Source organism: Clostridium amazonense (assembly GCF_056431285.1).
Window position 1 is genome coordinate 188,531 of record NZ_JBWKMH010000028.1, and the last position, 26,131, is coordinate 214,661.

19 protein-coding genes are annotated in these 26,131 nt (G+C 26.2%); 18 read left to right on the top strand and 1 reads right to left on the bottom strand.

Features of this window, described 5'->3' with window-relative positions; translation table 11 throughout:
- The 18 genes from AC07E4_RS12305 to AC07E4_RS12390 all read left to right on the top strand — a co-directional run.
- Positions 1 to 982, top strand: a 982-nt coding sequence (locus AC07E4_RS12305; RefSeq protein ID WP_478216550.1) for a DUF4430 domain-containing protein, incomplete at its 5' end; no start/stop codon positions are given.
- A 48-nt stretch (positions 983 to 1,030) separates the two neighbouring features.
- Positions 1,031 to 2,092 (top strand): prenyltransferase/squalene oxidase repeat-containing protein, encoded by a 1,062-nt coding sequence (locus AC07E4_RS12310; protein WP_430828615.1) that lies wholly within the window; start codon positions 1,031 to 1,033, stop codon positions 2,090 to 2,092.
- Between the two features lie 100 nt (positions 2,093 to 2,192).
- The gene (locus AC07E4_RS12315) at positions 2,193 to 3,785 is read left to right on the top strand and encodes an Ig-like domain-containing protein (RefSeq protein WP_478216551.1); all 1,593 of its coding nucleotides are present in this window, start codon (positions 2,193 to 2,195) and stop codon (positions 3,783 to 3,785) included.
- A 65-nt stretch (positions 3,786 to 3,850) separates the two neighbouring features.
- Positions 3,851 to 4,876, top strand: a complete 1,026-nt coding sequence (locus AC07E4_RS12320) for a cell wall-binding repeat-containing protein (RefSeq protein ID WP_430828617.1) — start codon at positions 3,851 to 3,853, stop codon at positions 4,874 to 4,876.
- A 23-nt stretch (positions 4,877 to 4,899) separates the two neighbouring features.
- The gene (locus AC07E4_RS12325) at positions 4,900 to 5,802 is read left to right on the top strand and encodes an energy-coupling factor transporter transmembrane component T family protein (RefSeq protein ID WP_430828618.1); all 903 of its coding nucleotides are present in this window, start codon (positions 4,900 to 4,902) and stop codon (positions 5,800 to 5,802) included.
- Positions 5,793 to 7,409: an ABC transporter ATP-binding protein gene (locus AC07E4_RS12330; protein WP_430828619.1), complete on the top strand. Its 1,617-nt coding sequence runs from the start codon at positions 5,793 to 5,795 to the stop codon at positions 7,407 to 7,409. The genes AC07E4_RS12325 and AC07E4_RS12330 overlap by 10 nt, the downstream gene beginning before the upstream one ends.
- Complete coding sequence (locus tag AC07E4_RS12335; protein ID WP_430828620.1) at positions 7,410 to 8,099, top strand: ECF transporter S component; 690 nt, start codon at positions 7,410 to 7,412, stop codon at positions 8,097 to 8,099.
- A 52-nt stretch (positions 8,100 to 8,151) separates the two neighbouring features.
- The gene (locus AC07E4_RS12340) at positions 8,152 to 9,381 is read left to right on the top strand and encodes a prenyltransferase/squalene oxidase repeat-containing protein (RefSeq protein WP_430828621.1); all 1,230 of its coding nucleotides are present in this window, start codon (positions 8,152 to 8,154) and stop codon (positions 9,379 to 9,381) included.
- 454 nt (positions 9,382 to 9,835) lie between these two features.
- Entirely contained in the window at positions 9,836 to 10,585 is a 750-nt protein-coding gene (locus tag AC07E4_RS12345; RefSeq protein WP_478216552.1) for a DUF4430 domain-containing protein, read from the top strand.
- Positions 10,586 to 10,670: 85 nt separating this feature from the next.
- On the top strand, positions 10,671 to 12,638 hold the full coding sequence (locus AC07E4_RS12350) for a cell wall-binding repeat-containing protein (protein WP_430828623.1): 1,968 nt from the start codon (positions 10,671 to 10,673) through the stop codon (positions 12,636 to 12,638).
- 122 nt (positions 12,639 to 12,760) lie between these two features.
- Positions 12,761 to 14,098 carry a prenyltransferase/squalene oxidase repeat-containing protein gene (locus AC07E4_RS12355; protein ID WP_430828624.1) on the top strand — a complete coding sequence of 446 codons (1,338 nt, stop codon included), beginning with the start codon at positions 12,761 to 12,763 and terminating at the stop codon, positions 14,096 to 14,098.
- A gap of 14 nt (positions 14,099 to 14,112) precedes the next feature.
- Entirely contained in the window at positions 14,113 to 15,138 is a 1,026-nt protein-coding gene (locus tag AC07E4_RS12360; RefSeq protein WP_430828625.1) for a cell wall-binding repeat-containing protein, read from the top strand.
- A gap of 29 nt (positions 15,139 to 15,167) precedes the next feature.
- Positions 15,168 to 16,070: an energy-coupling factor transporter transmembrane component T gene (locus AC07E4_RS12365; protein WP_430828626.1), complete on the top strand. Its 903-nt coding sequence runs from the start codon at positions 15,168 to 15,170 to the stop codon at positions 16,068 to 16,070.
- Complete coding sequence (locus AC07E4_RS12370; protein WP_430828842.1) at positions 16,067 to 17,674, top strand: ABC transporter ATP-binding protein; 1,608 nt, start codon at positions 16,067 to 16,069, stop codon at positions 17,672 to 17,674. The genes AC07E4_RS12365 and AC07E4_RS12370 overlap by 4 nt, the downstream gene beginning before the upstream one ends.
- Complete coding sequence (locus tag AC07E4_RS12375; RefSeq protein WP_430828627.1) at positions 17,675 to 18,361, top strand: ECF transporter S component; 687 nt, start codon at positions 17,675 to 17,677, stop codon at positions 18,359 to 18,361. It begins immediately after the preceding gene.
- A 29-nt stretch (positions 18,362 to 18,390) separates the two neighbouring features.
- The gene (locus AC07E4_RS12380; protein ID WP_430828628.1) at positions 18,391 to 20,364 is read left to right on the top strand and encodes a clostripain-related cysteine peptidase; all 1,974 of its coding nucleotides are present in this window, start codon (positions 18,391 to 18,393) and stop codon (positions 20,362 to 20,364) included.
- A 48-nt stretch (positions 20,365 to 20,412) separates the two neighbouring features.
- Positions 20,413 to 23,916: an Ig-like domain-containing protein gene (locus tag AC07E4_RS12385; RefSeq protein ID WP_430828629.1), complete on the top strand. Its 3,504-nt coding sequence runs from the start codon at positions 20,413 to 20,415 to the stop codon at positions 23,914 to 23,916.
- 100 nt (positions 23,917 to 24,016) lie between these two features.
- Positions 24,017 to 25,246 (top strand): prenyltransferase/squalene oxidase repeat-containing protein, encoded by a 1,230-nt coding sequence (locus AC07E4_RS12390; RefSeq protein ID WP_430828630.1) that lies wholly within the window; start codon positions 24,017 to 24,019, stop codon positions 25,244 to 25,246.
- A gap of 226 nt (positions 25,247 to 25,472) precedes the next feature.
- Here AC07E4_RS12390 and AC07E4_RS12395 read toward each other — a convergent pair whose 3' ends face one another.
- Entirely contained in the window at positions 25,473 to 25,961 is a 489-nt protein-coding gene (locus AC07E4_RS12395; protein WP_040330400.1) for a CarD family transcriptional regulator, read from the bottom strand.
- Between the last annotated feature and the right edge of the window lie 170 nt (positions 25,962 to 26,131).

Here is a 26,131-nt window from a genome sequence, read left to right on the forward strand (position 1 = left end):
GATAGAAGAGCCAGGAAAACATATAATAACTGTAGAAAAATATGGAACAAGTGCAAAAATAGAAGTTATTATTAAAGGCGAAACTACAAAACCAGAAGTTCCATCAAAACCAGAAAGTGAAGAATTTGAATTAGCAGTTTTAAATAATGGAACAAAAATGTTAAGCAAAACTCTGAAAGTAGATAGTAAAAAATCAGCAATGGATTATTTAAATGAAGTTGCAAAAGTAAAAGTAGACAATGGATTTATTTATGAAATTAATGGTTTAAAGAATGTACTTATAGAAAAACTTAGCATAGAAGATAGAAAAAAAGATGTTTTAGGGAAAGACTGGTTTATATATTTGAATGGAGAAAAAACACCAGTAGGAGCTGCAGGAGTATTTGTAAAAAAAGGAGACAAATTAACATTTGAATATAGAGATTGGGATTGGCATGATTTGTATGCACCGGATTACAAAGGGTTGCCAGTATTGATGTTAGAAAACTATGACGATGATGAAATGTCAAGTGGAGAAGAATTTGAAATTGGAGTTTCTTGTGTAAATAAGGCTGTATACAATGCAGATGTAAAAGTAGATGGAAAGTTAGTAGGAAAAACAGATTTAAATGGAGATTTTGAATTATCAATAGAAGAGCCGGGAAAACACATAATAACTGTAGAAAAATATGGAACAAGTGCAAAAATAGAAGTTATTATTAAGGAAGAAATTTTAACAACTGAAGAAGTTGATGGAAAATCATTAATAATTAAAAGAGTCGAAGGAAATAAAATAAAATTTTGTATAGATGAATACAAGAGAGATTTAAATTTACCAGTAACAATTAAAGTGTTAAATGAAAAAGGTAAGTATGTATATTTAGATCAAAGTAAAACTATAGATGGAAAATGTGAATTTAATACAGTTTTGGACAAAGGAAAATATTGGGGAAAGTGTAGTGTAAAAGGTATATTAATTAATTTTAAAATTAATATAAAATAAATTTTAAGTGTAACATTAGTTACAATTATTAGTATAGGGGGAAAAATTATGAATAAGAATTTAAAAAGAGGTTTAGCTGCATTTATTATTGCAAACACCGTTTTAACAACAAGTAATATGGGAATAATAGGTGGTAATGTATTTGCTGCAGAAGTTAGACAAGCTAATTATATAGTAGAATCAAGGCAGCATATATCAAAAGACTATGAAAAAATAATTGATCAATGTGTAAATAATGGACTAAACAATCTTATAACAAAGGATTCAGGTGTTTGGTATAGCAAGGAGTTTGGAGATTGGGAAGCTCTTACAGTATCAAGTTTTAATAAGGAAATTCCACAATCATATATTAAAAATTTAACAGAAAAAATACAAAATAGAGATGGTTCATTATTTGGGGAAGATGGTAAATTTAAATCTGTTACAGATTGTGAAAGAGTAATTATAGGTGTTGTATCAGCAGGACAAGATCCTAGAAATATAGGTGGATATAATTTAATTGAAGATTTATGTACAAGAGATTTAAAAAAGGAAAAAAATATTTTTGCTCAAATGTTTGGTCTTATAGCATTAGATTGTGGAAATTTTGAATTGACACAAAATAGTTTATTTAGTAAAGATGACTTAGTAAACAGATTAGTAAAAAAACAATTACCAACTGGTGGTTGGAGCTGGGGAAGTTCCATTGATGTAGACACTACAACAATGGTTATATCAGCTTTGTCAACATATTATAAAGATAATGATAAAGTTAAAGATGCCATAGATAAAGCTATTGGAGCTCTTAGTAAAGAACAAAGTGAAAATGGAGAATTTGTAACAACTTGGACTCCAAATGGATCTAGTGAAAGTTTAGCACAAACTATAATAGCTTTATGTTCAGTTGGAATAGACCCAACAGATGCTACAATGTTTAGTAAGAATGGTAAAAATATTTTAGATTTATTATTAGAGTATAAAACTAAAGATAACGGATTTGAACATGATAAAAAGAATGGGGATGTTCTTAATGGAATGGCTACAGAACAAGCATTTAGAGCACTTTCAGCATATAAACAATTAAAAAGTGGTAAAGAGGGTTCAATATATTTAATTAAAAATTTTAAATAATTAAAAATGTGAAAATTGCAATTAAATCATAATAACTTAAAACATACTAAGTTATTATGATTTAATATTTTATTAATTTTAATTAAAGAGGGTTTTATTTATGAAAGTAAAGTGGAAAAATTATATTGCTAAATTAATTATATTTTCTATGATATTTATAAATATTAGTGTAAGCATATTAGGATTTAGTCAGTATGAAGTGTTAGCTACAGAATGTATTAAAAATAAATATGAAGGAAAAGTTAATAACAAAATAAATGAAATTAGCAATATTTTAATGAGAAAAGAATCAAAAGATTTGAGCGATTGGGAGGCTATAGCCCTTGGGGCAGCAGGAAAAAAAATTTCTGAAGATTATTTAAAAGAAGTAGATAAAAAAATAAGAGAAGATTATGATGATACATTTCGAGTTAATACAGATTATGGAAGAATTATTTTGGCAGTAACTGCAGCAGATGGGGATACTACAAATATAGGTGGAATAAATCTTATAAATAAATTGTGTGAAATTAACTTTAAAAAAGATCATAATTTATTTGCTAAAACATTTGCAATTATAGCTATGGAATGTGGAAATTTTCAAGTGCCAACAAACTCAAATTTTTCAAAAGAAAAAATAGTTGAAAGTATATTAAGTAAAAAAAATCAGGAAACTGGTGGATGGAATGGTATAAATGGAGTAGATCCAGATACAACAGCAATGACAATTACGGGGTTATCTTCATATTATGAAAAAAATAGTGATGTTAAGGAAACTGTTGATGATGCAATTATAGCATTAAGCAAAACTATGGATGAAAATGGAGAATTTAAAGGCAGTGATAAAACAACTTCAGCATCTAGTGAAAGTGTATCTCAAACTATAATAGCACTTTGTTCAATAGGAAAAGACCCAGCAACTCATAAGGACTTTATAAGAAAAGATAAAAATTTAATAGATTTACTTTTTGAATTTGAAACAGCAGATGGAGGATTTTCACATCAAAAAGATGCTAAGATGGAAGATTCAAATGGGATGGCTACAGAACAAGGACTGTTGGCGTTAATAGCATATAAAAACTTTATAGAAGGGAAAAAAGGTTCTGTATATTTGTTGAAAAATTTTGATAATATTATACCGGTTGAAAAAATTTTATTTGAAGAAGATGAAATAACTTTAAAAGAAAACGAAAAGCATATTTTAAAAGCAAGTGTAATTCCTGAAAATGCATCTAATAAGGATATAGAGTGGACAAGTGATAATGAAGATATAGCAAAGGTGGATATGAAAGGTAATATAACTGGTATAAGTGAAGGAACTACTGTCATAACAGCAATCACAAAAGATGGAAACAAGATGGCTAAATGTAAGGTAAAAATAGTTAAAAATGAAAAAAATATTATAGAAATAGTTAATTTAACACCAAATTCAGAATTAAAATTAGGAAATGAAGCTGAAATTCAAGTTAAAGCTATTAATAATTTCAAAGAAGACAAAAATTTTATATTAATTATAGCATTATATAATGAAGAAGATAATAAAATGATAAGCTATGATTTAATTGAAGGCATGATAAATGGTGGAGAATTTGAAAACTTTAAAACTAAAATAGAAATACCTACTCATGGAAAATATAATATAAAAGTTTTTGCATGGGATGACATGGAAAATATGAATAGTTTATCAAATAGAATTGATATGAAAATAAAATAAATCAAATTATGTGAAGAGATTTTGTGTTTTTCAGTATAAATAATAATTGAATAGGGAGAAAATTTATGAATAAAAAATTAAAGATAAAATTATTTGTATTAGCATTGAGCTTAGGAATAATATCAAGTACTACAACAAATACTTTCGCAGAAGAAAATTCAAATAAGGATAGGATATATGGAAATGATAGAATACAAACATCTATAGAAATTAGTAAGAAGGGGTGGAAAGAGGGTGCAGATTCTGTAGTGATTGCAGCAGCATATGATTTTGCAGATGCTTTATCAGCTGCACCTCTTGCAAAAAAGTATAATGCACCAATAATATTAAATGGGAAAAGTGAGTTATCAACAAGTACTATAAATGAAATTAAAAGATTGAATCCAAAGAACATTTTTATATTAGGAGGAGAAGGAGTAATTCCAGGAAAGGTTGAAAATCAACTTAAAGTATTGAAGGTTGAAAATGTAGAAAGAATATATGGTGAAAATAGATATGAAACATCTTTAAAAGTAGCTGAAAAGTTAGGTAAAGTAGAAAAAGTTTTTATAACTAATGGAGAAACTTATGCAGATGCATTATCAGTATCAAGTATAGCAGCAGAGATGGAATGTCCTATTTTATATACTAAAAAAGATGAGCTAAAATGTGAAGTAAGAAATTATATAAATAACAATGATATCAAAAGCACTTATTTTATTGGTGGACAAGGTGTTCTTAGTAATAGTGTTGTTAATGAAGTTAAAAATTCAAAAAGAATATATGGTGATAATAGATATTTAACTAACAGTGAAGTTTTAAAGAATTTCAAAGATGAATTAAAATTTGATAATGTATATTTTGTAACAGGAAATAACTTTGCAGATGCACTAGCAGTTGCGCCACTATCATCAAAAGAAAAATCACCAGTTATTTTAACTAATAAAAATGTAGGTAAGGAAATTGAAAATTTAATTAATGAAAATATTACAGGTGAAACTAAATTAATAGCTATTGGTGGAGAAAAAGTTGTTCCAGAAAGTATTTTAGATAATTTCATATCAGATTTTGATGTAATAGAAATAGCATTAAAAAGTATAAATTTAATCTAATAGAAAGATAAGGAAGTGTTCTTATGTTCACTTATAGAAATAGAAATACATTTTTTCAAAATGTGCATCCATTTACAGTAACATTGTTAATAATAACATATTTAATAATAGTATTAAAATTGAAAAATCCAATATATATTGGATTAATATTTACAGGAATAATATCAGCTATATATGTAGATGGTTCAATTAAAGATGTATTGAGTTATGGAAAAATAATGATTCCATTCGCTATTATGCTAATGTTATTAAATCCAATTATAGTTCATAATGGTGAAACTGTATTATATCAAGGTCATATAAATATACCGGTACTTGGAACTATGAGAATAACAAAAGAAGCCATTATGTTTGGTGTTGATAGTGGATTTAGAATGATTGTTATAACGATAATATTTGGATTTGGTAATTTAATAATACATCCAGATAGAATGTTTGGTTTTTTTTCTAAATATTTAAAAAAGTCTTCATTATTAATGAGTATGACTATAAGACTTTTTCCTACTATGATGAAATCATATGAAAACATTATAGAAGTTGAAAAGCTTAGAGGTAATTCATTTTCAGAGAAAAAATTTAGAGGAAGAATTAAATCTAGTGGATATATAGCTAATATATTATTTTTATCAAGTCTTGAAGATTCAGAAGATATGGCTGAATCTATGCATTCGAGAGGATATGGTGCACTTAAGAAAAGAAGTTCTTACTTTAGAGAGAAATATACTGTTTGGGATGGAATTTTAATTTTGATATGTGGATTTATAATAATTTATACATATTGGATTACAGCTATAGGATTAAATACTTTTGAGTTTTATAATCAAATGGATAGTTTTAAAGATACTATTTCAAAGCAAGGTATTATATTGTGTTTAAGCACATTTATACCAACTTTCATAAATTGGTGGTGGAAAAATTGGAAATAATAAATATAGAAAATGTTAGTTTTACTTATCCAGATTGTAAAAATAAAGCATTGAAAAACATTAATTTAAAAATTAATGAAGGTGAAATAGTACTTATTGTAGGGCCATCAGGATGTGGAAAATCTACACTTATAAGGCTTTTAAACAAGCTTATACCTAACTATTATGGCGGAACTTTAGAAGGAATGGTGTATTTAAAAAATAGGGATATAGATTTTGTTCATAATTCGGAAATTGCCCAAACTGTAGGAATGGTATATCAACATCCAGAGAAGCAAATTGTACTTCAAGATGTTGAACGAGAAATAGCATTTGGACTTGAAAATTTAAATAAAAACATGAATTTTATGAAAAGAAATGTAGCAGAAGTTATATCTTTATTAGCATTAAATGAAATAAAAGAAAAGCAAACAACAGAAATATCAGGAGGTCAAAAACAAAGAGTTGCAATAGCTTCAGTTGTATCTATGGATCCAGACATTATAGTTTTTGATGAGCCTATATCACAACTAGACCCTATAAGTGCAGAAGAAGTGTTAAATTCAATAAAAAAATTGAATACAGATATGGGGAAGACTATTATACTTGTAGAGCAACGATTGGATAAATGTTTTCATATGGCTGATAGGATAATATTTATGGAAAATGGCTGTATTTTAGGAGAGGGAAAACCCAATAATATACCACAATATATAGATAAAAAATACCATTTACCTAATATATCTTATATTTTTAGACAAGCTAAGATGGAAAATATTCCTGTAACCGTAAAGGAAGGAAGAAATATAATAAAAGATTGTAATTTTGAAAATAAATTAAAAAAAAATAAGTTTAATTCAGAAATTATAATGGATGTAAAAAAAATACAATTTGAATATGAAAAAGGAAGCAAAACATTAAAAGATATAAGTTTTCAACTAAGAAAAGGAAGAATTCTTGGCGTGATGGGTGAAAATGGTGCAGGTAAAAGTACTTTGTTTAAAATAATTTCAGGTGTTATAAATAAATACAATGGAAATATTGAAGTTGATGGTAAAAATATTAAAAAAATAAAAATGAAAGATAAAATAAAGAAAATAGGATATTTATCACAAAATCCTAATGATTATTTTGGAAGAGAAACGGTGTTTGATGAAGTTGGATATACTTTGAAAAATATAGGAGAGTATGATGACAAAAAAGTATATGAAATACTTGAGAAACTTAATTTAATACATTTAAAAGATAGGAATCCTAGAGATTTAAGTGGAGGAGAAAAGCAAAGAACAGCAATAGCATGTACACTAATTACGGATCCGGAAATACTTATTTTAGATGAACCAACGAGAGGAATGGATTCACTTGCAAAAGAAAGCTTAGGGAAAATAATGAAAAGCTTAATAAGTGAAGGGAAAACTATTGTAGTTATAACTCATGATTCAGATTTTTTAGGAGATTATGCAGATGAAGTTATGCTTATGTTTGATGGAGAAATTGTTGCTAGTGGAGAAGCAACAGAAGTATTATGTGATTCACTATATTATTCTCCACAAATATCTAAGGTGTTTAAGAATAAATGCAATGTAATAAAGTCTGAAGATGCTATAAATCTTTTGAAGGTGATGTAAATGAAAAGAAAATTTAAATTAGGACCTATAATAGTAATTTTATATATAATAATAACTTTAATTATGACATATGCTGATTTTAAAATGGAAAAGGCAGTAGAGATATCTACTATTTTCATTATAGGAACATTTATAATATTGTTTGAAAATAGAGAAATTAGTGCAAGAACTATGGCAGCAGTAGCTACAATGTCAGCACTAGGTGGTGTATTAAGAGTTCCATGTGCTGCAATTCCAAGTTTTCAGCCAGTAACATTTATTGTAGCAGTATCAGGTTATACATTAGGTCCAGTAAACGGATTTATGGTAGGTGCAATGTGTGCTTTTATTTCAAATTTTTTCTTAGGACATGGTCCTTGGACTTTGTGGCAAATACTAGGATGGGGACTTTGTGGAGTATTTTTTGGGAAATGCAGAAATTTTATAAAGAAGAATGAACTTCCAAGGTTTATTTTACTTTGTGGTATTTGGGGATATATATATGGAACTATTTTAAATCAATGGTATGTTGTTGAATTCATAAGACCCATCACAGTAAATACTATAATTACTGGAAATATATTAAGTTTTTGGTTTGATACTATGCATGCATTTAGCAATGTATTATTCTCATATTTTTTTGGAAGAACTTTTATAAATTCATTAGAGCGATATAATAAAAGAAATTCAGTTATTAGAATAAAATCATAATATTAAAATGCATAAAACTAAATTAGTTTAAGTATAGAAAGAGGGATTAGTTGTGAGAAAGAATAATATAGTATTAAAAATATTATGTTCCATACTTGTTACATCCACATTAATTACATATAAAGCAAATGCAATTGATATAGATGCAGAAACAAATAATTTAAATAAAGTATGGACAATAAAGTTTAATAAAGAAGTGAATACATGTAACTTAGATGAAGAAATAGTAATTTTAGATGAAAATAAAACAAAAATTCCTATAAAAATAGAATTAGAAGAGGATAATACATTATTAATATATCCGCCAGAAGGTGGATACAAAGATAAAGAAGTATATACATTAAAGATTGGAAAAAACATAAAGTCACAAAATAAAAAAAATATAAAGTCATCAAAGGAATTCACTTTTAAAGTAGATGCAGAAAGTTTATGCTACAACAATGGGATTTATGAATATAAAAGTGTTGTAGAAAATAATATAGAGTCTGTATCAAAATATATTATAGATAAAGGATTAGAAAGTGATTGGGAAGTTATGGCTTTAGCAAAAGCCAACAAAAATATATCAAAAGACTATATTAATAAGGTTATAGATATTATAAATGATGGGTTGCTAATGCAGCCAACAGATTATCAAAGAACTACTATGCTTTTATCAGCACTTGGAGAAAATCCAATTAAGTTTAATAATGTGAATTTTTTAGATAATATATACAATAATAAGGATATAAAAAATCAGGGACCCAATGCAGTGATGTTTGCATTAATAGCTCTAGATTCTGGAAATTATGAAATTCCTAATAATTCAATTTGGAGTAGAGAAAGTTTAGTCAATACTTTACTTGAAATGAAAACTTATGATGGAGGATGGGATTTTGCAGGTATAAAGGCTGATCCAGATATGACAGGAATGGCATTAACAGCATTGCATAATTATACTGATGATGGAAAAGTAAAAGATGATGTTAATAATGCTATAAAGCTTTTAAGTGATATGCAAAATGATGATGGAACATTTTCTTCATATAAAATAAAAAATAGTGAAAGTATTTCACAAGTTATAATAGGTTTATGTGCAAATGGAATAGATCCAACAAGTAGTGAATTTACTAAAAGTGGTAAAAATCTTATAGATGCTTTATTAACATTTAAAAGTGATGATGGTGGATTTAAACACATATATGAAGGAAATAGCAATGGAAAGGCAACAGAACAAGCATTGTTAGCATTAGAAGCATATAAAGAGTTAAAAAATGGAAGACTAAATTTATATGAATTTTAAATAACAAAAATTAGATAATGTTATAAAATATAAAAAGGTGATTTCTATAAAATGTATTCTATAGAAATCACCTTTTTATATTTTAAAATTGTAGATGGAAATATTAATTTTATTATTTTTACGTGAAAATGAAATTTTACAAAAAAGTTTGGTGAAAATAAGTTTTTTAAATAGTGGTAACAAGAAACATAGTTAATATATTAACTACATGATAACAAGAAGGAATGTCAAAGTATGTTGAAAATATACGAATGCTGTAATACAATGTTGATAAAAGTAAATATTGGAAATTAGGTAAATTTTTTTCTTGTTATTAAAAAGCTAAAATAAAAAAAAATAGGAATTAAGTAGATTATGAAATAAACATTGCTATGTGCTTGTTAAAAAAAATAAAATTAAAGATTTTAATTATTAAAAATTTATCAATGTAAAATATAAAAAAAGGAGGAGTTTTATGAAAAAAAAATACAAGATGCTTATATCTGTCATTATAAGTTTTATTATATTGGCTTGCGTAGGTTGTATCACAAATAATAAATTAGAAAATAATAACAATAATAGAACTAAAATAGAGAGTAAGCTTGAAGAAAAAAATGAGAAAGTTGAAAATAAAGAAAAAACTAACAGGAAAGAAGAAAAAGTAAAAAAACAAGAAAATGAAGTAAAGAAGCAAAAAAATGAAGTGAATAAACAAGAAAAAAGTGAATTAAATGTTGATAGTGATGAAGATAATCAATTGTCAAAAGAAAAAGCTGCAAAAGAAAGTATTGCTGTAGAAAAACAAAAAGAAACTATAGAAAAAAAGGAAGCAAATTTAAATCAAGATAATAAGTTAGATGAAAGTAAATTTACTATGATAGTAACTAGGGAATCCAAGGGATATACTGGGAAAAATCAGGAAGTTATAGGTGAATTTACATTAAAAATTGATAATAATAAAAGTGCAATGACTTATTTAAGAGAAAATGTATCAATAAAGGAAACTGGAGGATTCATATATGAGATAAATGGCATACATAATCTGTATCCTATACCAGAAGCAGAGAAAACTGTTGAACAAAAAGAAAAAAATATTTTAGGAATCGATTGGTTTATATATTTAAATGGAGAAAAAACTTCTTTAGGAGCAAATGATGTTTATCCAAAAGAAGGTGATATCATTTTGATTGATTTTCATGAATGGGATAATAGGGAGTTTTCATAAATATCATTTTAAAAGTGAATTTAGAATTTTTATATAATTTTAAATTAAGGGAAATTTCAAAGTATAAAATAAGGGGGAAAGACTTATGACGAAATTATTTAAAAGAAAGACTAGTATTTTTATATTATTTCTTAGCTTTTTTATGTTAATTAGCTGGACTAATACATTTGCAATATCTAAGAAAGACAGAATATATGGGAAGGATAGAATAGAAACTTCTATAAAAATTAGTAAAAGTGGATGGGAAAATGGTTCAGAATATGTATTTATTGTACAAGGATATGATTTTGCAGATGCATTAACAGTTGCGCCATTTGCAAAAAAATTAAATGGACCAATTATATTAAGTGGAAAAGAAAGGTTAAAACAAGAGGTTGTTGATGAAATTACAAGATTAAATCCGAAAAAAATATTTATATTAGGTGGGGAAAAAGTAATAAGTAATGAAGTAGAAGTCCAACTCAAAAATATAAATGTAAATAATATAGAAAGAATATATGGACAAACACGATATGAAACAGCATTGAAAGTTGCGGAAAAATTAGGTGGAGCTAAGGAATTATTTATAGTTAATGGATATGCTTATGCTGATGCATTATCAATATCATCTATAGCGGCACAAAAAGGAGCACCCATAATATATACAAATGGAAATGAAATTTCTAGAGAAATTAAAAATTATATGATTAAAAATAATATAGAAAATACATATGCTATAGGTGGAGTAGGTGTAATAAGTGAAAATGCTATAAGTGGTATAGAGAATATAGAGAGAGTTTCAGGCTTAAATAGATATTTGACCAATAAAAATGTGTTACTAAAATTTGATAAAGATATTAAATATGAAAAGATTTACTTTACAACAGGAGAAGATTTTCCTGATGCGTTAGCAATATCAACATTAGCAGCATTTACAAAATCACCAATAGTACTAACAAATAAACAGATTAATAGTGAATTAAATACATATGTTAATTCTAAATTAGAAGATAAAAGTGAATTAATTGCTATAGGTGGAGAAAAGATAGTTCCTGAAAATGTTTTAGATAAAATAACAAATAGTAAAATTGAAGAAGATAAAGGTAATGGTGGAAATGATGCTGGTGGTTCAGGGATTGGTGGAGATAATAATTTAAACACTGAAGTTAAACAAGGGGAATTTAAATTATTAGTAACTACAGATGGAAATGAAATTGTTAATAAAAATCTGAAGATTCTTGATAAGAAAAGTGTTATGTATTATTTAAGAGAAAATGCAAAAGTAAAAGACAAAAATGGTTTTATTTGTGAAATTAATGGAACAAAAAGAAAAGAATTCAATGAACTAACAGAAAAAGAAATAAAAGATGGTTACTTGTCTGCTGATTGGTTTATATATGTTAATGGAAAAAGAGCTAATGTAGGAGCAAATGATATTAGAATAAAAGAAAAAGATACTATAAACGTAGCATATGAGAAATGGGATTACACTAGTTTAGTATCACCAGGTGAAAAGCCAAAGCTAAACGTAAGTGGTATTCCAAATGAGGTTAAAGCAAATGAATGTTTTAATGTAAATGTTGATTTATCAGTAGGAAAAGTATATGGTGCATCAATAAAAATTAATGGAGTTGAGGTAGTAACTACTGATACAAAAGGACAAGCAGTAATTAAGATAAATAAAGTGGGAAAACATGTTATTACAGTTGAAAAATATGGATCAATTTATAAAAAAGATATAAATGTTAAAGAGAGTAATCAAGATGGAAATACTTCTGGTGAAGGTACATCTACTGGAAAAGATGAGGTTATATTTAGAAAAGTGCAAGAAAATATTATTTTTGAAGTGAGAGGCAATAATGAAAAAGTAAATTTTCAAATTAAAGATTCTAGCAAAAATGATAGTGTAGTTACAATAAAAGTTTTAGATGAAAAAAATTCATTAGTGTATATAGATCAGGTATCTTTGAATAATGGGAAATACACTTTAAGAACTGAATTAGATAAAGGAAAATATAAAGGAGTATGTAAAGTAAATAAAACTCCAATAAACTTTGAATTTAATATTAATTAACAAGAATAGAAATTTTAAACCCTTATATATTATGAAAGTATAAGGGTTTGCTAAAAAGGTAGAGTTGTAAACAAGTTTCTAAAAAACTAATACATTATTACTAGAGTTATGGGGGAAATAAGATGAAAAGAAAAAGTTTTTTAGCAATGTTCATGGCCCTTACAATGATAGGTACTAGTACATTTGCTAATTTCGATATAATAAATTCTTCAATTGTATATGCCAGTGAAATAGCAAATGTAAATGAAGATGATGAAAGAGTTATTGATAATGCAATTTCAAGAGTATTAACATTGGTAGAAAATGAACGATTTCAAAAAGATAGAAATGATAATATAGCAGTTTCGTGTAGTGCATTAGGTACTTTGATGCCAGATAGTTATATTAAAAATAAAATAGAAGAAATAAAAAAAATTGGAAAATATGAAAAAGCAACAGAGTGTTGTAAGGCAATTTTGGCTATTACAGCGTCAGGGGTAGAAGCAACTAATATTCAAGGTCATAATTTGATTGAAGATTTAAGTAGTTATCAGATTGGAGAAGATATATATTCAAATTTATATTTACTATTAGCACTTAATTGTGATGATTTTAAGCTTTCAGAAGATATGAAATTAAAAAAGGAAGATGCAATAAAAAGTTTACTCCAAAGTCAGAAAGAAAATGGTACATGGAATAAATTTGGAAGTGATTTTGATTGTGATTCCACATCCATGGTAATAACAGCATTGGCTCCATATTATAATTTGAAAGAAAATGTAAAAGGAGCAATAGATAGAGGAATAGCTGGAATAGTTGAAATGCAAAATGAAGAAGGAGAATTAGTAGGAAGATATAATGAAAATGGATCTAGTGAAAGTTTATCACAAGCTATAATAGCTCTTTGCTCACTAGGAATTGATCCTGTAATATGTGACAAATTCACAAAAAATAATAAAAATTTAATAGAACTATTGTTAAGTTATGAAACAAAAGATGGTGGTTTTGCACATACCAAACAATTTGGATTAGATGAATTAAATGAAATGGCAACAGATCAAGCCTTTATGGCTCTTGCTGCATATAAGAAATTAAAAACCAATAATACTGCATTATATGATATAAAAAATCTTTGTAAATTTGAAAAAAATTTAGAAGAAAAAGAAGGGTTATTTATAAATAATTTAACATCAGATAAGCAGTTTAAACTAGGTGGAGAGGCAAAAATAAAAATAGAAGCATTAAATAAATTAAAAAATGAAAAAGAAATTACACTCATAGTAAGTTTATACAATAAAAATACTAATAAAATAGTTAAATATGCAGCTTCAAGTAAAAAATTGGATATTGATGAAAAAGAAAACTTACAAGTCAATGTAAAGTTACCTAAAGAAGGCAATTATGAGGTAAAGATATTTATTTGGGATAATTTTAATGATATGAACAATTTAGCAAAAGAAATTGTTATACCAGTTAATTAAATAAGGGGGAGAAAATGAATAAAAGTTTAAAAACAAATTTAGCTATTTTTACAATAGGATTAGGAATTTTAGCAAGTATTCCATGTAATGCTAAGGGCGAAGATATATTAAAAAAAAATAGAATATATGGTCAGAATAGAATAGAGACATCTGTAGAAATAAGCAAAATTGGTTGGAAAAATGGATCAAATTCTGTAGTTATTGCATCAGCTTATGATTTTGCAGATGCACTTTCAGCGGCACCGCTGGCCAGAAAGAACAATGGACCAATACTGTTAAATGGAAAAGATGTGTTACCTAAAAATACAATTAGTGAAATAAAAAGATTAAATCCTAAAGAAGTATTTATACTAGGGGGAGAATTAGTAATTTCTAAAGGTGTTGAGAATCAATTAAATGAAATTGGTATAAAAGATGTAAAAAGAATATATGGGAAAAATAGATATGAAACTTCAATAAAGGTTGCCAAAGAGTTGGGTGATGTAAAGAGTGCATTTATAACTAATGGTGAGACTTATGCTGATGCTCTATCTATATCAAGTATAGCAGCAACAAAAGGAAGTCCTATAATATATACAACAAAAGAAAAGTTAAATGATAATGCAAGAGAATATATAGAGAAAAATAATATAGATAAAATTTATTGTATAGGAGGAGAAGGGGTTTTATCTAATAATGTATTGAGTTCATTGGAAAATTCAAAAAGGTTGAGTGGCGATAATAGATATTTAACTAATATGCAAGTTTTAAAGAATTTCAAAGAAGAATTAAATTTTGAAAATGTTTATTTTGTTAGAGGAGATGATTTTGCAGATGCATTATCAGTGGCACCAATGGCATCAAAAAAAAATAGCGTGGTAGTAATTGCAGATAAAGAGGTAATTAGAGATACGGAAATACTAGTAAATTCTAATATTACAAGTGAAAGTGAAGTAATAGCAGTTGGTGGAGAAAACTGTATTCCAGAAGGCATATTAGATAAATTTATATCAGATTTTGATATATTAGAAATAGCAATGAATAAAATAAATTTATTCTAAATTAGTGTTATTAGCAGGGAAGTGGAGTTATGTTAAGTTATAAAAATAGGAATACATTTTTACAAGGGCTACATCCATTAACAGTAACATTAATTATTAGTACATACTTAATATTGTTTTTAAAGTTTAAAAATCCATTATATTTTGTTTGTGTATTGGCAAGTTTATTAACCATAGCTTATTTGGATGGATGTTTAAAAGAAGTTATGGGATATGCAAAGATAATGATGCCATTTGCCGCTGGAATTATGATATTGAATCCATTATTAGTGCATAATGGTGATACTATATTGTATCAAGGATATTTAAATATACCTGTTTTAGGGAAAATTATAATAACAAAAGAAGCTATATTATACGGTGTTTTCAATGGGCTAAGAATGGTTTCAATAACAGCTTTGTTTGGTTTTGGAAATTTAATAGTCCATCCAGATAGAACTTTTGGATATTTTGCAAAGTATATAAAAAGATCATCGCTTTTAATGAGCATGACTATAAGATTATTTCCTACTATGATGAAATCATATGAAAATATATTAGAAATTGAAAAGTTGAGATGTAATTCAATTTTAAAAGATGGGATGAAGAACAAAATAAAGGGGAGCGGAAATATAGCAAATATATTGTTTTTATCAAGTCTTGAAGACTCTGAAGATATGGCAGAATCTATGTATTCAAGAGGATATGGTGCTTTAAATAAAAGAAGCTCTTATTTCAGAGAAAAATATACAATATGGGATTTTGTGATAATAGTAATATCTATAGAAATATTTATATATCTTTATTATTTTACGGTTAATGGATTCAATGAATTCAATTTTTATAATAAGGTTGATAATGTACTTCTTAAAACTTCAAGAGAAGGAATAATTCTTTGTGTAGGAACTTACTTAATTGCTCTTATAAATTGGTGGTGGAAAATGTGGAAATGATAAATTTGGAGAATGTTAGTTTTGCTTATCCTAATTGTGAAGAAAAAGTATTAAAGAATATCAATTTAAAAGTAAAAGAAGGAGAACTTGTAGTTATAGCAGGACCATCGGGGTGTGGTAAGTCTACATTAATTAGACTTTTAAATAAGCTTATACCTAATTATTATGGCGGAATTTTAGAGGGAATGATTTATTTAAAGAATAAAGATATAGATTTTATTGAAAATCTTAAAATTGCTAAAAGTGTAGGAATGGTATATCAACATCCAGAAAAACAAATAGTGCTTGAAGATGTTGAAAGAGAGATAGCTTTTGGTCTTGAAAATTTAAACAAAGATATGAATTTTATGAAAAGAAATGTATGTGAGGTAATGTCCTTACTATCATTGAATGAAATAAAAGAAAGCAAGACAACAGAAATATCTGGAGGGCAAAAACAGAAAGTAGCAATAGCATCAGTCGTAGCTATGGATCCAGATATAATAGTTTTTGATGAACCTATTTCACAGTTAGATCCTATAAGCGCTGAAGATGTTTTAAATTCTATAAAAAAGTTAAATGTGGATATGGGAAAAACAATTATTCTTGTAGAGCAGAGATTAGATAAATGTTTTCATATAGCAGATAGAATAATATTTATGGAAGATGGACAAATAATTGGTGAAGGTACACCTAATGATATTCCTGAAAACATAAGTAAAAAATATCATCTTCCTAATATATCTTATATATTTAAAGAAGCAAATAGAGATGTTATACCAGTTACAGTAAAGGAAGGACGAGAAGCAATAAAAAGCTTAAGATATGAAGATGAAGAATCTAAGAAAGTAGATTCAGAAATAGTATTAAATGCAAAAAAACTTAAGTTTGAATATGAGAAAGGAAGTAAAACATTAAAGAGTGTAAGTTTTCAGTTAAAAAAAGGCGAAATTCTTGGTGTTATGGGGGAAAATGGAGCAGGAAAAAGTACATTATTTAAAATAATTTCAGGAATTATAAGTAAATATTCAGGTTTGGTGGAGATTTATGGCAAAAATATGAAGAAGTTAAAGTCAGAAGAGAGAATTAAACAAATAGGATATTTAACACAAAATCCTAATGATTATTTTGGAAGGCCAACGGTTTTTGAAGAGGTAGCTTATACTTTAAGGAATATAGGTGAATATCATGAAGCGAAGGTTTATGATATTTTAAATAAATTAGACTTAGACCATTTAAGGGATAGAAATCCAAGGGATTTAAGTGGTGGAGAAAAACAGAGAGTTGCAATAGCGTGTACATTAGTAACCAATCCTAACATAGTAATTTTAGATGAACCTACTAGAGGTATGGATGCATTAGCTAAGGAAAATTTAGGATTAATAATTGAAAATTTAAAAGAAGAAGGAAAAAGTATAATAATCATTACACACGATGCTGATTTTTTAGGAAATTATGCTGATTCTGTAATGCTTATGTTTGATGGTGAAATTGTAGCTAACGGACAAGCACTAGAAATACTTTGTGATTCACTTTACTATTCACCACAAATATCTAAGGTTTTTAAAGATAAATGTAAAGTAATAAATTCTAAAAAAGCTATAGAGCTTTTAATGGAGAGATAAATGAGAAGAAGAATAAAATTAGGATTTATATTAATAGCTTTATATTTAGCTATTATATTTGTAATGACTTATAACAATTTGAAAATGGACAAGGCCATAGAAATTTCAAGCATATTTATAATTATTACTTTTATAATTTTGTTTGAAAATAAAGAAATGAGTGCAAGAACAATGGCAGCAGTAGCTACAATGGCAGCATTAGGAGGAGTTTTAAGAGTTCCGTGTGCAGTTATACCAGGATTTCAGCCAGTTACATTTATTACTGCTGTATCTGGTTATACTTTAGGACCGATAAATGGTTTTATGGTGGGAGCTATATGTGCATTTATTTCAAATTTCTTTTTAGGACATGGTCCATGGACCATGTGGCAAATTCTTGGATGGGGACTTTGTGGAATGTTTTTTGGCATATTTAAAGTTTTCATACAAAAAAGTTTTAAAAGATTTATTGTACTTTGCGGTTTATGGGGGTATATATATGGGTTTATTTTGAATCAATGGTATGTATTAGAGTTTATTCATCCAATAAACTTGAAAGCTATGTTCATAGGTAGCATAGGAAGTTTTGGACATGATACTCTTCATGCTATTGGAAATGTATTATTTGCCTATTTATTTGGAAAAACCTTCATAGAAGCATTGGAAAGATACAATAGAAAAAATGAATTTTTAAGAATAAAGGTATAAGTATATTTAATATAAAGAGGTGATAGGTATTGAATATAAAAAAATTTATAGGAATATTAGCATTAAGTAGCATTATTACTATAAGTACTATAAATTACAAGGTTTATGGATATGAGAGTAGACTTGAAAGTGATAATGTAATTATAAAAAATTTAACAGAAAAAAATAATTTTAAAATAGGTGAAAACGCTAATATTAAATTTGAGTTAATTAACAATACTAATGAAAATAAGAATGTCAATTTTTTTATAAAAATAGTTGATGGAAAAAATAAAATTTTAAAGAGTGTTTCTTTAAATAAGGAAATAGATAAGTTGGAAAATGAATATGTTTATAGTAAAGTTAAAATTTCTGACAATAAATCTAAGAAAATAATAGTATATGGAGAAGTTAATAATAAAAGAATAAATGAAATAGAAATACCTATAGGAGAAATTAATATAGGTGATAATAATGCAATTTTAAAGGATGGGAAAACTATTAATTCTAAAAGAATAGAGATACTTTTAAATGATAAAATTAAACCAAATAATATAACTGAAAATGATTTCAAATTTTTAGAAAGTGAAAAAAAAGTAACTTCAGCTATATTAAAAAATAATAAAATAATATTAGATATTTCAAGTGATATTAAAAAGTCTGAAAAAGTAAAGTTGAAATATAAAAACAATGAAGAAATAACAATTGAGAATGATCTAAAAAATATGACAGTGATGCTGTATTTTGATGGGGATAATAATTTAGAATCTGAAATGCTTAAGGATATAGAAGAAATAAAAAAGGGCATAAAAGATAATGTAAATTTAAATGTTATTGCATTAGTTGATAGGATAAAGGGATATAGTGAAGATAGTAAAGTTTTAGGAGAAAATTTTGAAAGCACAAGATTGTATAAAATTGAAAATAATAAAGTTATAAGATTAGATGGAAAAGAACAAATGCCACAGATAAAGATAGATGGTGATTATGAAGCAAATATGGGTGATGCAAAGACCTTAAGAAGCTTTATAGACTTTTGTAAATCTAACTATAGTGCAGATTCATATATATTAATTCCATTTAATCATGGTGAAGGAAATAGAGGATTTTGCATAGATGAAACAGATAAAGATATCTTAAATATAGCGGAAGTTTCAGATAATTTAAGTAAAAAGCAATCTGTAGACATGATTATATATGAAGCATGTTTCATGGGAAATTTAGAAACTGCATATCAATATAGACCTAATAATGGAAGTTTTGAGAGCAAATATATGATTGCTTCAAGTGCAACAATGTTGTCTTCAGGATTTAATTATGAAAAAATATTTAATGAATGGACAACTACATATGATCCTTCGACTATGACAATGAATGATATAGGCTCAATATTTATAAAGCAACATAAAGAATATACTAAAAAGAAAAGAGATCAAATATTAGCATATTATGATTTAAATAAAGTAGGCAGGATTAAAAATAATGTAGACCAATTATCTAGGTTATTAGCAAAGGAAAATAAAAAAGAATTAATAGATGAGTTACGAGGAAATTTTAAAAAAAGTGGACAAGTAATTTCATATTTTAATAATGAAGAGGATTATGTATATAATGAAAAAGATGGATGGACATTGTATCCTTACTTTGATTTATATGATTTATGTGAAAAAATCATAGCTAGCAATGAATGTAGTGATGAGTTAAATGTAGTTTGTGAAAATACTAAAAAATCTTTAAATGAATTTATCATTTATTCTTTTGGACAAAGTAAATATAAAACCAATGGATTTAAAGATAATATTAATGGCGTAAGTATATTTTTACCAGATGGAGAGTCTACTTGGAAAAATCAAAGTTGGTATAGCAGTGAGTATATATATGGTGGAGATTATGGTGCATTAAGTTGGTGTAAAGATGGAATAGATACTAAAATTAATGTTGTTGGCAATTGGTTTGAAATGTTAGATTCATGGTTTGATAAAGAAAATTGCGTTGATGGTGGAGAAAATTTTCATCAATGGTAATAATAAAAATTTGTTTAAAAGATCGAAGAAATTAAGGGGGAGAAGTTTATGAAAAAAAATAAAATAGGAATAATAAGTTTCATTTTATCATTTATTATGGTTATAAATATTATTATGCCTGTAAAAGTTTTTGCTGATACTACTTCAGAAAAAGCCAAATTAGAGCAGGAAATAGAAACATTAAAGAAAGAGGTTAAAAGCAGAAGTCCTAAAGACTATTTAGACTGCTTAACATTAAGAGCGTTAGGTGAACCGGTGGATAAGTCACAGATAAATCTTATTGATAACATAAGTTCTGCTTATGACAATGAAAATAATTCTAAAGTAAATGCACAAAATATACTAAAACTTGTATGTGTAAAGGAAGATGTAAATAGTGAAAAATACAAGAAATATGTAGAAGCACTTACTAATGGATTAAGTGAAAAAGGCTTTTTATCCCAAAGTGGTAGGGAGTATATAGATTTAGATTTAAATACTACTGCATTATGTATAATAGCATTAGAACTTGCGCATGTAGATTATGATAAAGAAAAAGCAAAACAATCTTTATTAAATTATGTTAAAACCGAATTAGAAAAGGATACTGATAGTGTTAAAAATATAGAACCAATAACTAATGCAATAATTGCATTAAATCTTTTAAAGGTGGAAAATTATAATAATTATATAGATAGATTTTTAGATATATTTAAATACTCTATAAATCATGAAGGAAAAATTGAAATAGATAATGGAACGTGGCCAAGCTATAATGGAAGTTTAATACAAGCACTTATATTAATAGGCCAAGACCCTACATCAGAAGATTGGACTTCTGAAGATGGACTCAATTTGATAGATGGATTAAATTCTTTTAAATATGACACAGATACTAAGAATTTGGCAAAGTTGTCTGCACTTGTAGATTATTATAATTTTAAATATGGCAATAAAAAATCTATGTATAATTTAGATTATGAAATATCTACACCAAGTAAAATTGAATTTGAAAATAGTAATATTAAAATAAAAGAAGGCAAAGAACAAGGTTTAAATATAAAAATTTATGATGAAAAAAATAATCCTATGATAGGTGAAGCGTTTGTATTTACAAATCATAATAAGGATTTAGTAGAGCTAGATGAAAGAAGTTTAAAAGTTAAAGCATTAAAATGTGGTAATGCAAAAATAGAGGTAGCTTTAAAGAAAAATAATAATATAAAAGCTAATTTAGACATAGAAGTTTATAAAAATCCAGTTTCAAAGATAGAAATAAATATAAATGAAGATTATATGCCAATAAAAGTTAATGACATAGTTACTGTGGAAACTATATGCAAGGATGATGAAGATGATAGAGTTTATAACAGTAATTTTAAATATTCTTCAGATAATGAAAATATAGTGAGTATAGATAATAAAGGTAATTTAACGGCTAAAAAAGTTGGTAAAGTTAATATAAAAGTTTCTATTGAAGACAATGAAACTGTATATGCTGAAAAAGAAATAGAGATTCAAGATAACTTAGGCCTTAATGAAATAAGTAAAAAAGACCATGAGAAGATTAAAGCAGAAGTTGAAAATCTAAAAAATTATTATTTAACTGAAACTAAAGATGGGTTAGTACCATTAGCATTATCAAAAATAGGTGTAGTAAAAAAAGCATATATAAGGAGAAATTGTGCTAATGCATATGATCTTAGTTTAAATATATTTGCTACAATAGGAAGTGGTGAAAACCCTAGAAATTACCAAAACAATAATTATGTAGAACAATTAAAAGAAATCCAAAAGAAAGATGGAGAAAATAAAGGACAGTTTATAAAAAATGATTATTCGGATAAAAATAATCTAAAAAGCCAATGTTATGCAGTATTAGCACTAGATTTAGCGAAAGAAGAATATGATAAAAAAAGTGCTATAGAATCTATAATAGATTTATCTAAAAATGGAGATGGAGATACAACGTATACAGAAGTTCAGAAAAAAGCATTGGTAGCTTTAGTTCTTGCTGGGGTTGATAAGGATATAGAAAAAACAAAATATTTAAAAAGTCTTATATTAGATATGAAAAATGAATTCTTAAAAAATGGACAATTTCAATGTAAAAATGATAGATGTAGAAGTACAGCATTAGTTATTCAAGCATTAGTTGCTAATAACATAAATCCATTAGGAAAAGATTTTACATATGTTAAAGGTGAAGAAAAGAAGAATTTATTTGATGTACTTTTAAGTTATAAATCAGACCAATTAAAGAATGGAAATCCTTATTTTGGTTTTGCAAATGGTATAGGTTATGGAAGCAATGTAATTAATGCACAGAGTACAACTAATGCATTATGTGCATTAGTAGATTTATATAATAAAGAATCAAATTTTGGTATAAAATCCTCTGTTGACATGGATAATGGTGAAGCACCAAAAATAACTATAATTGGAGTGGAAAATAATAAGGTTTATAAAGGTGATGTTAATGTTGAAATTTCATCAACTGAAGGTAATAAATGGACTGCCAAGTTAAATGGTGAAAACTTTACAGGCGGAAAATTCACTACTTCAGGCATTCATACACTAGAGGTAGTAGCTGAAAATGATAAAGGGTTAAAAACAACTAAATCTTTACAATTTGCTATAGACAAAAATCAAAGCACTGAGATTAATTTAAGAGTTGAAGGTAGAGAAAAAACTTTATTTAATGAAAAGATTAAAGTTGGAGAAGGCTCTAAAAATGTATTAGATTTAATAAAAATTTCTTTAGGACTTGACAAAGTAAAGCTTAGAGAAACAAACAACATGATGGTAGCTTCTATATTAGATGAAAAAGAATTAGAAGGTAAATATGGATGGTGCTACTTAATATTAAAAAACAACAAAGTAGAACATCCAGGTGTAGGGATGGACTCATACAAAATAGATAAAGAAAATTTATCTATGGATGAGATAGTGCTTTATGTAAGTGACTATAAGGATACAGATATAAAAACACAAACACCTAATATGACTTATAAAGTTAAAGTTGATAAAGTTATATTAAACTTTAATAGTTATAATAAAAGTATAAGAGGAATGGATGTTACAGTTAATAATAAAAAGTATATAACTGATGATAATGGAAATATAGAAATAGAAAAAGAAGAAGTCCTTAATATATCTATAGGTAAAAGAAGTTCAAGTGAAGGAATTTTATTTGTACCTATGAACTATGTTATAAACATAGAAATGGAAAATACAAAACCAGAAGAGTTAGATAAAGAAGAAATAAAGGTTGAAAATCTAACTGATGAAAATAGCTTTAAATTAGGACAAGAAGGAAAAGTTAGATTAAAGGTAACAAATACATTTAAAGAAGAAAAAGATTTAAATTTCATAGTAGGGTTATATGATGATAATAACAAGTTAGTAGACTATATATCCTTAGAAAATAAAATAAAAGCCAATAAAAGTACAGTTTTAGAATCAATGATGGTTATGCCAAGTAATGGGAAGTACACTGTTAAAGCATTCTTATGGGATAATTTGGATAATATGAATAGTCTTTGTGACAATATAGTAATAAAAGTTAAATAACATAGATTTTAAAAATCATACAGTAATCAATATTTAAGATAGTGCACTTAAATATTGATTACCTTGTTTTACAGGAGAATTGAATTTAGGAGTGAGAAAGTTGAGAAGAAATAAAATAATATCTAAAATAGTGCTAGTAACTATGGTTACATCTATACTTGTAACTAGTAAAGCTTATGGAAACACTATAAATGCTAGAACTAATGATTTAAATAAGGTATGGACTATAAAATTTAATGAGAATTTAAAGGAAAGTACTTTAAAAAATGAAATTTCAGTAGTTGATAAAGATGGAAATATAATAGATAGTAAAGTTGAAATTAAAGAAGGAAAAAATGTGGTTATATATCCACCAAAAGAAGGATATATAAATGGTAATGTATATACATTAAATATTGGTAAAAACATAAGAAATATAAATAGTAAAAGTATAAAAAGTAAAAAAACTTTTATATTTGAAGTAAATAATGAAAGTGTTTCTTACAATAAATCTATTTATATGTATAAAGATGTTGTTGAAAAAAATATAGATGATATGTGTAATGGTATAGTGAAAAATGGAATAAATAGTGATTGGCAAGCAATAGCGTTAGCTAAAAATAATAAAGAAATTCCAAGTGGGTATTTAGACAAAATAAAAAAACAAATTGATAACAATGAAATAGTACAATCTACAGATTATGAGAGAATGATATTAGTATTATCAGCATTAGGACAAGATCCTAAAAATTTTAATAATACTAACTTAGTAGAAAAGTTATATAATAATCCAGAATTAGATAGTCAAGGTAATAATGCTTTAATATTTGGATTAATAGCATTAGATAGTAAAAATCATCAATTAGAAAATAATTCTATATGGACAAGAGAAAAATTAGTTGATGCTTTGTTAAATTCAAAAACAGAAGATGGTGGTTGGAGCTTTTTAAGTTCTAAAGCAGAACCAGATATGACTGGAATGGCAATTGCAGCATTAAGCAATTATAAAAAAGATGAAAAGATAAATAAATCAATAGAAGAATCTATAACTCTTTTAAGTAGTATGCAAAACACAGATGGAACATTTTCATCAGTAGGTCTAAAAAATAGTGAAAGTATATCACAAGTTATAATAGGTTTATGTGCAAATGGAATAGATCCAACAAGTAGTGAATTTACTAAAAGTGGTAAAAATCTTATAGATGCTTTATTAACATTTAAAAGTGATGATGGTGGATTTAAACACATATATGAAGGGAATAGTAATGGAAAGGCAACAGAACAAGCATTATTAGCATTAGAAGCATATAAAGAGTTGAAAAATGGAAGGCTAAATTTATATGAATTTTAAATAATAAAAAAACTAATGTAGATTTTAAAAACTTTCTACATTAGTTTTTGTAGTTTTATTAAATGTTTAATAAAACTATAAAAATAAAAAATTATTTATATAAATAATTTGGAACATTTAATACTTTATATAAATTAATAAAGATAATATGTATTTTATTAAATGAAAATAAAAGGTTAAAGTTTATATTAGATATATAAACTTTATATCAAAAATGAAAATTTATTTATTCAAATGAAATTACATTATTTAATAAATCATTAGCTTCATTTTCTGTTATATCTTTACTTAAAGCTATTTCATCAATTATGAATTTTTTAGTATTCATTAGTAATTGTTTTTCGCTAGTATTAAGTGGTTTATTTTTATTTATAGCACTCAAATCTGAAAATACTTCTAGTTCTTTTTCAAAAGAACCAGATCTAACTTTTTCTACATTAGCTTGATATCTTTGTTTAGAATTTGTAGATTCATCTAATGATGATTCTGAATCATTTATGCTAGATAAAGTTTCCTCTAAATCTGAAGGACTAGTTATTGAACGAACATTAGATTTTTCAATGTTGTCTATTGGTAACATTAGTTTCATATTATTATTTAATATTCTAATTATGAAATATTGTTTTTTTTCACCACCAAAAACATTTTCTTCTATGTCTTCAATTATACCTGCACCTTGCATTGGATATACAATTTTATCGCCTATTTTAAACAAAAAAAGCACCTCCTATAAAATTTGGTTTTAAATTAATGATATTTAAAAGGTAAGAAAATTTTTAAAATATTTAAAAATTAAAAAACTATATTAAATCTAATTATGTTGGATGATTTAGTTAGCTTATATGTAAAATATAATGATAAGCTAAACTAGAATTGAAGTAATTT

Coding starts and splice junctions, on each gene's coding strand:
- AC07E4_RS12325 (WP_430828618.1), top strand. CDS start 4,900: ATGTTCACTTATAGAAATAGAAATACATTTTTTCAAAATGTGCATCCA.
- AC07E4_RS12315 (WP_478216551.1), top strand. CDS start 2,193: ATGAAAGTAAAGTGGAAAAATTATATTGCTAAATTAATTATATTTTCT.
- AC07E4_RS12375 (WP_430828627.1), top strand. CDS start 17,675: ATGAGAAGAAGAATAAAATTAGGATTTATATTAATAGCTTTATATTTA.
- AC07E4_RS12350 (WP_430828623.1), top strand. CDS start 10,671: ATGACGAAATTATTTAAAAGAAAGACTAGTATTTTTATATTATTTCTT.
- AC07E4_RS12370 (WP_430828842.1), top strand. CDS start 16,067: ATGATAAATTTGGAGAATGTTAGTTTTGCTTATCCTAATTGTGAAGAA.
- AC07E4_RS12355 (WP_430828624.1), top strand. CDS start 12,761: ATGAAAAGAAAAAGTTTTTTAGCAATGTTCATGGCCCTTACAATGATA.
- AC07E4_RS12320 (WP_430828617.1), top strand. CDS start 3,851: ATGAATAAAAAATTAAAGATAAAATTATTTGTATTAGCATTGAGCTTA.
- AC07E4_RS12385 (WP_430828629.1), top strand. CDS start 20,413: ATGAAAAAAAATAAAATAGGAATAATAAGTTTCATTTTATCATTTATT.
- AC07E4_RS12345 (WP_478216552.1), top strand. CDS start 9,836: ATGAAAAAAAAATACAAGATGCTTATATCTGTCATTATAAGTTTTATT.
- AC07E4_RS12335 (WP_430828620.1), top strand. CDS start 7,410: ATGAAAAGAAAATTTAAATTAGGACCTATAATAGTAATTTTATATATA.
- AC07E4_RS12310 (WP_430828615.1), top strand. CDS start 1,031: ATGAATAAGAATTTAAAAAGAGGTTTAGCTGCATTTATTATTGCAAAC.
- AC07E4_RS12365 (WP_430828626.1), top strand. CDS start 15,168: ATGTTAAGTTATAAAAATAGGAATACATTTTTACAAGGGCTACATCCA.
- AC07E4_RS12360 (WP_430828625.1), top strand. CDS start 14,113: ATGAATAAAAGTTTAAAAACAAATTTAGCTATTTTTACAATAGGATTA.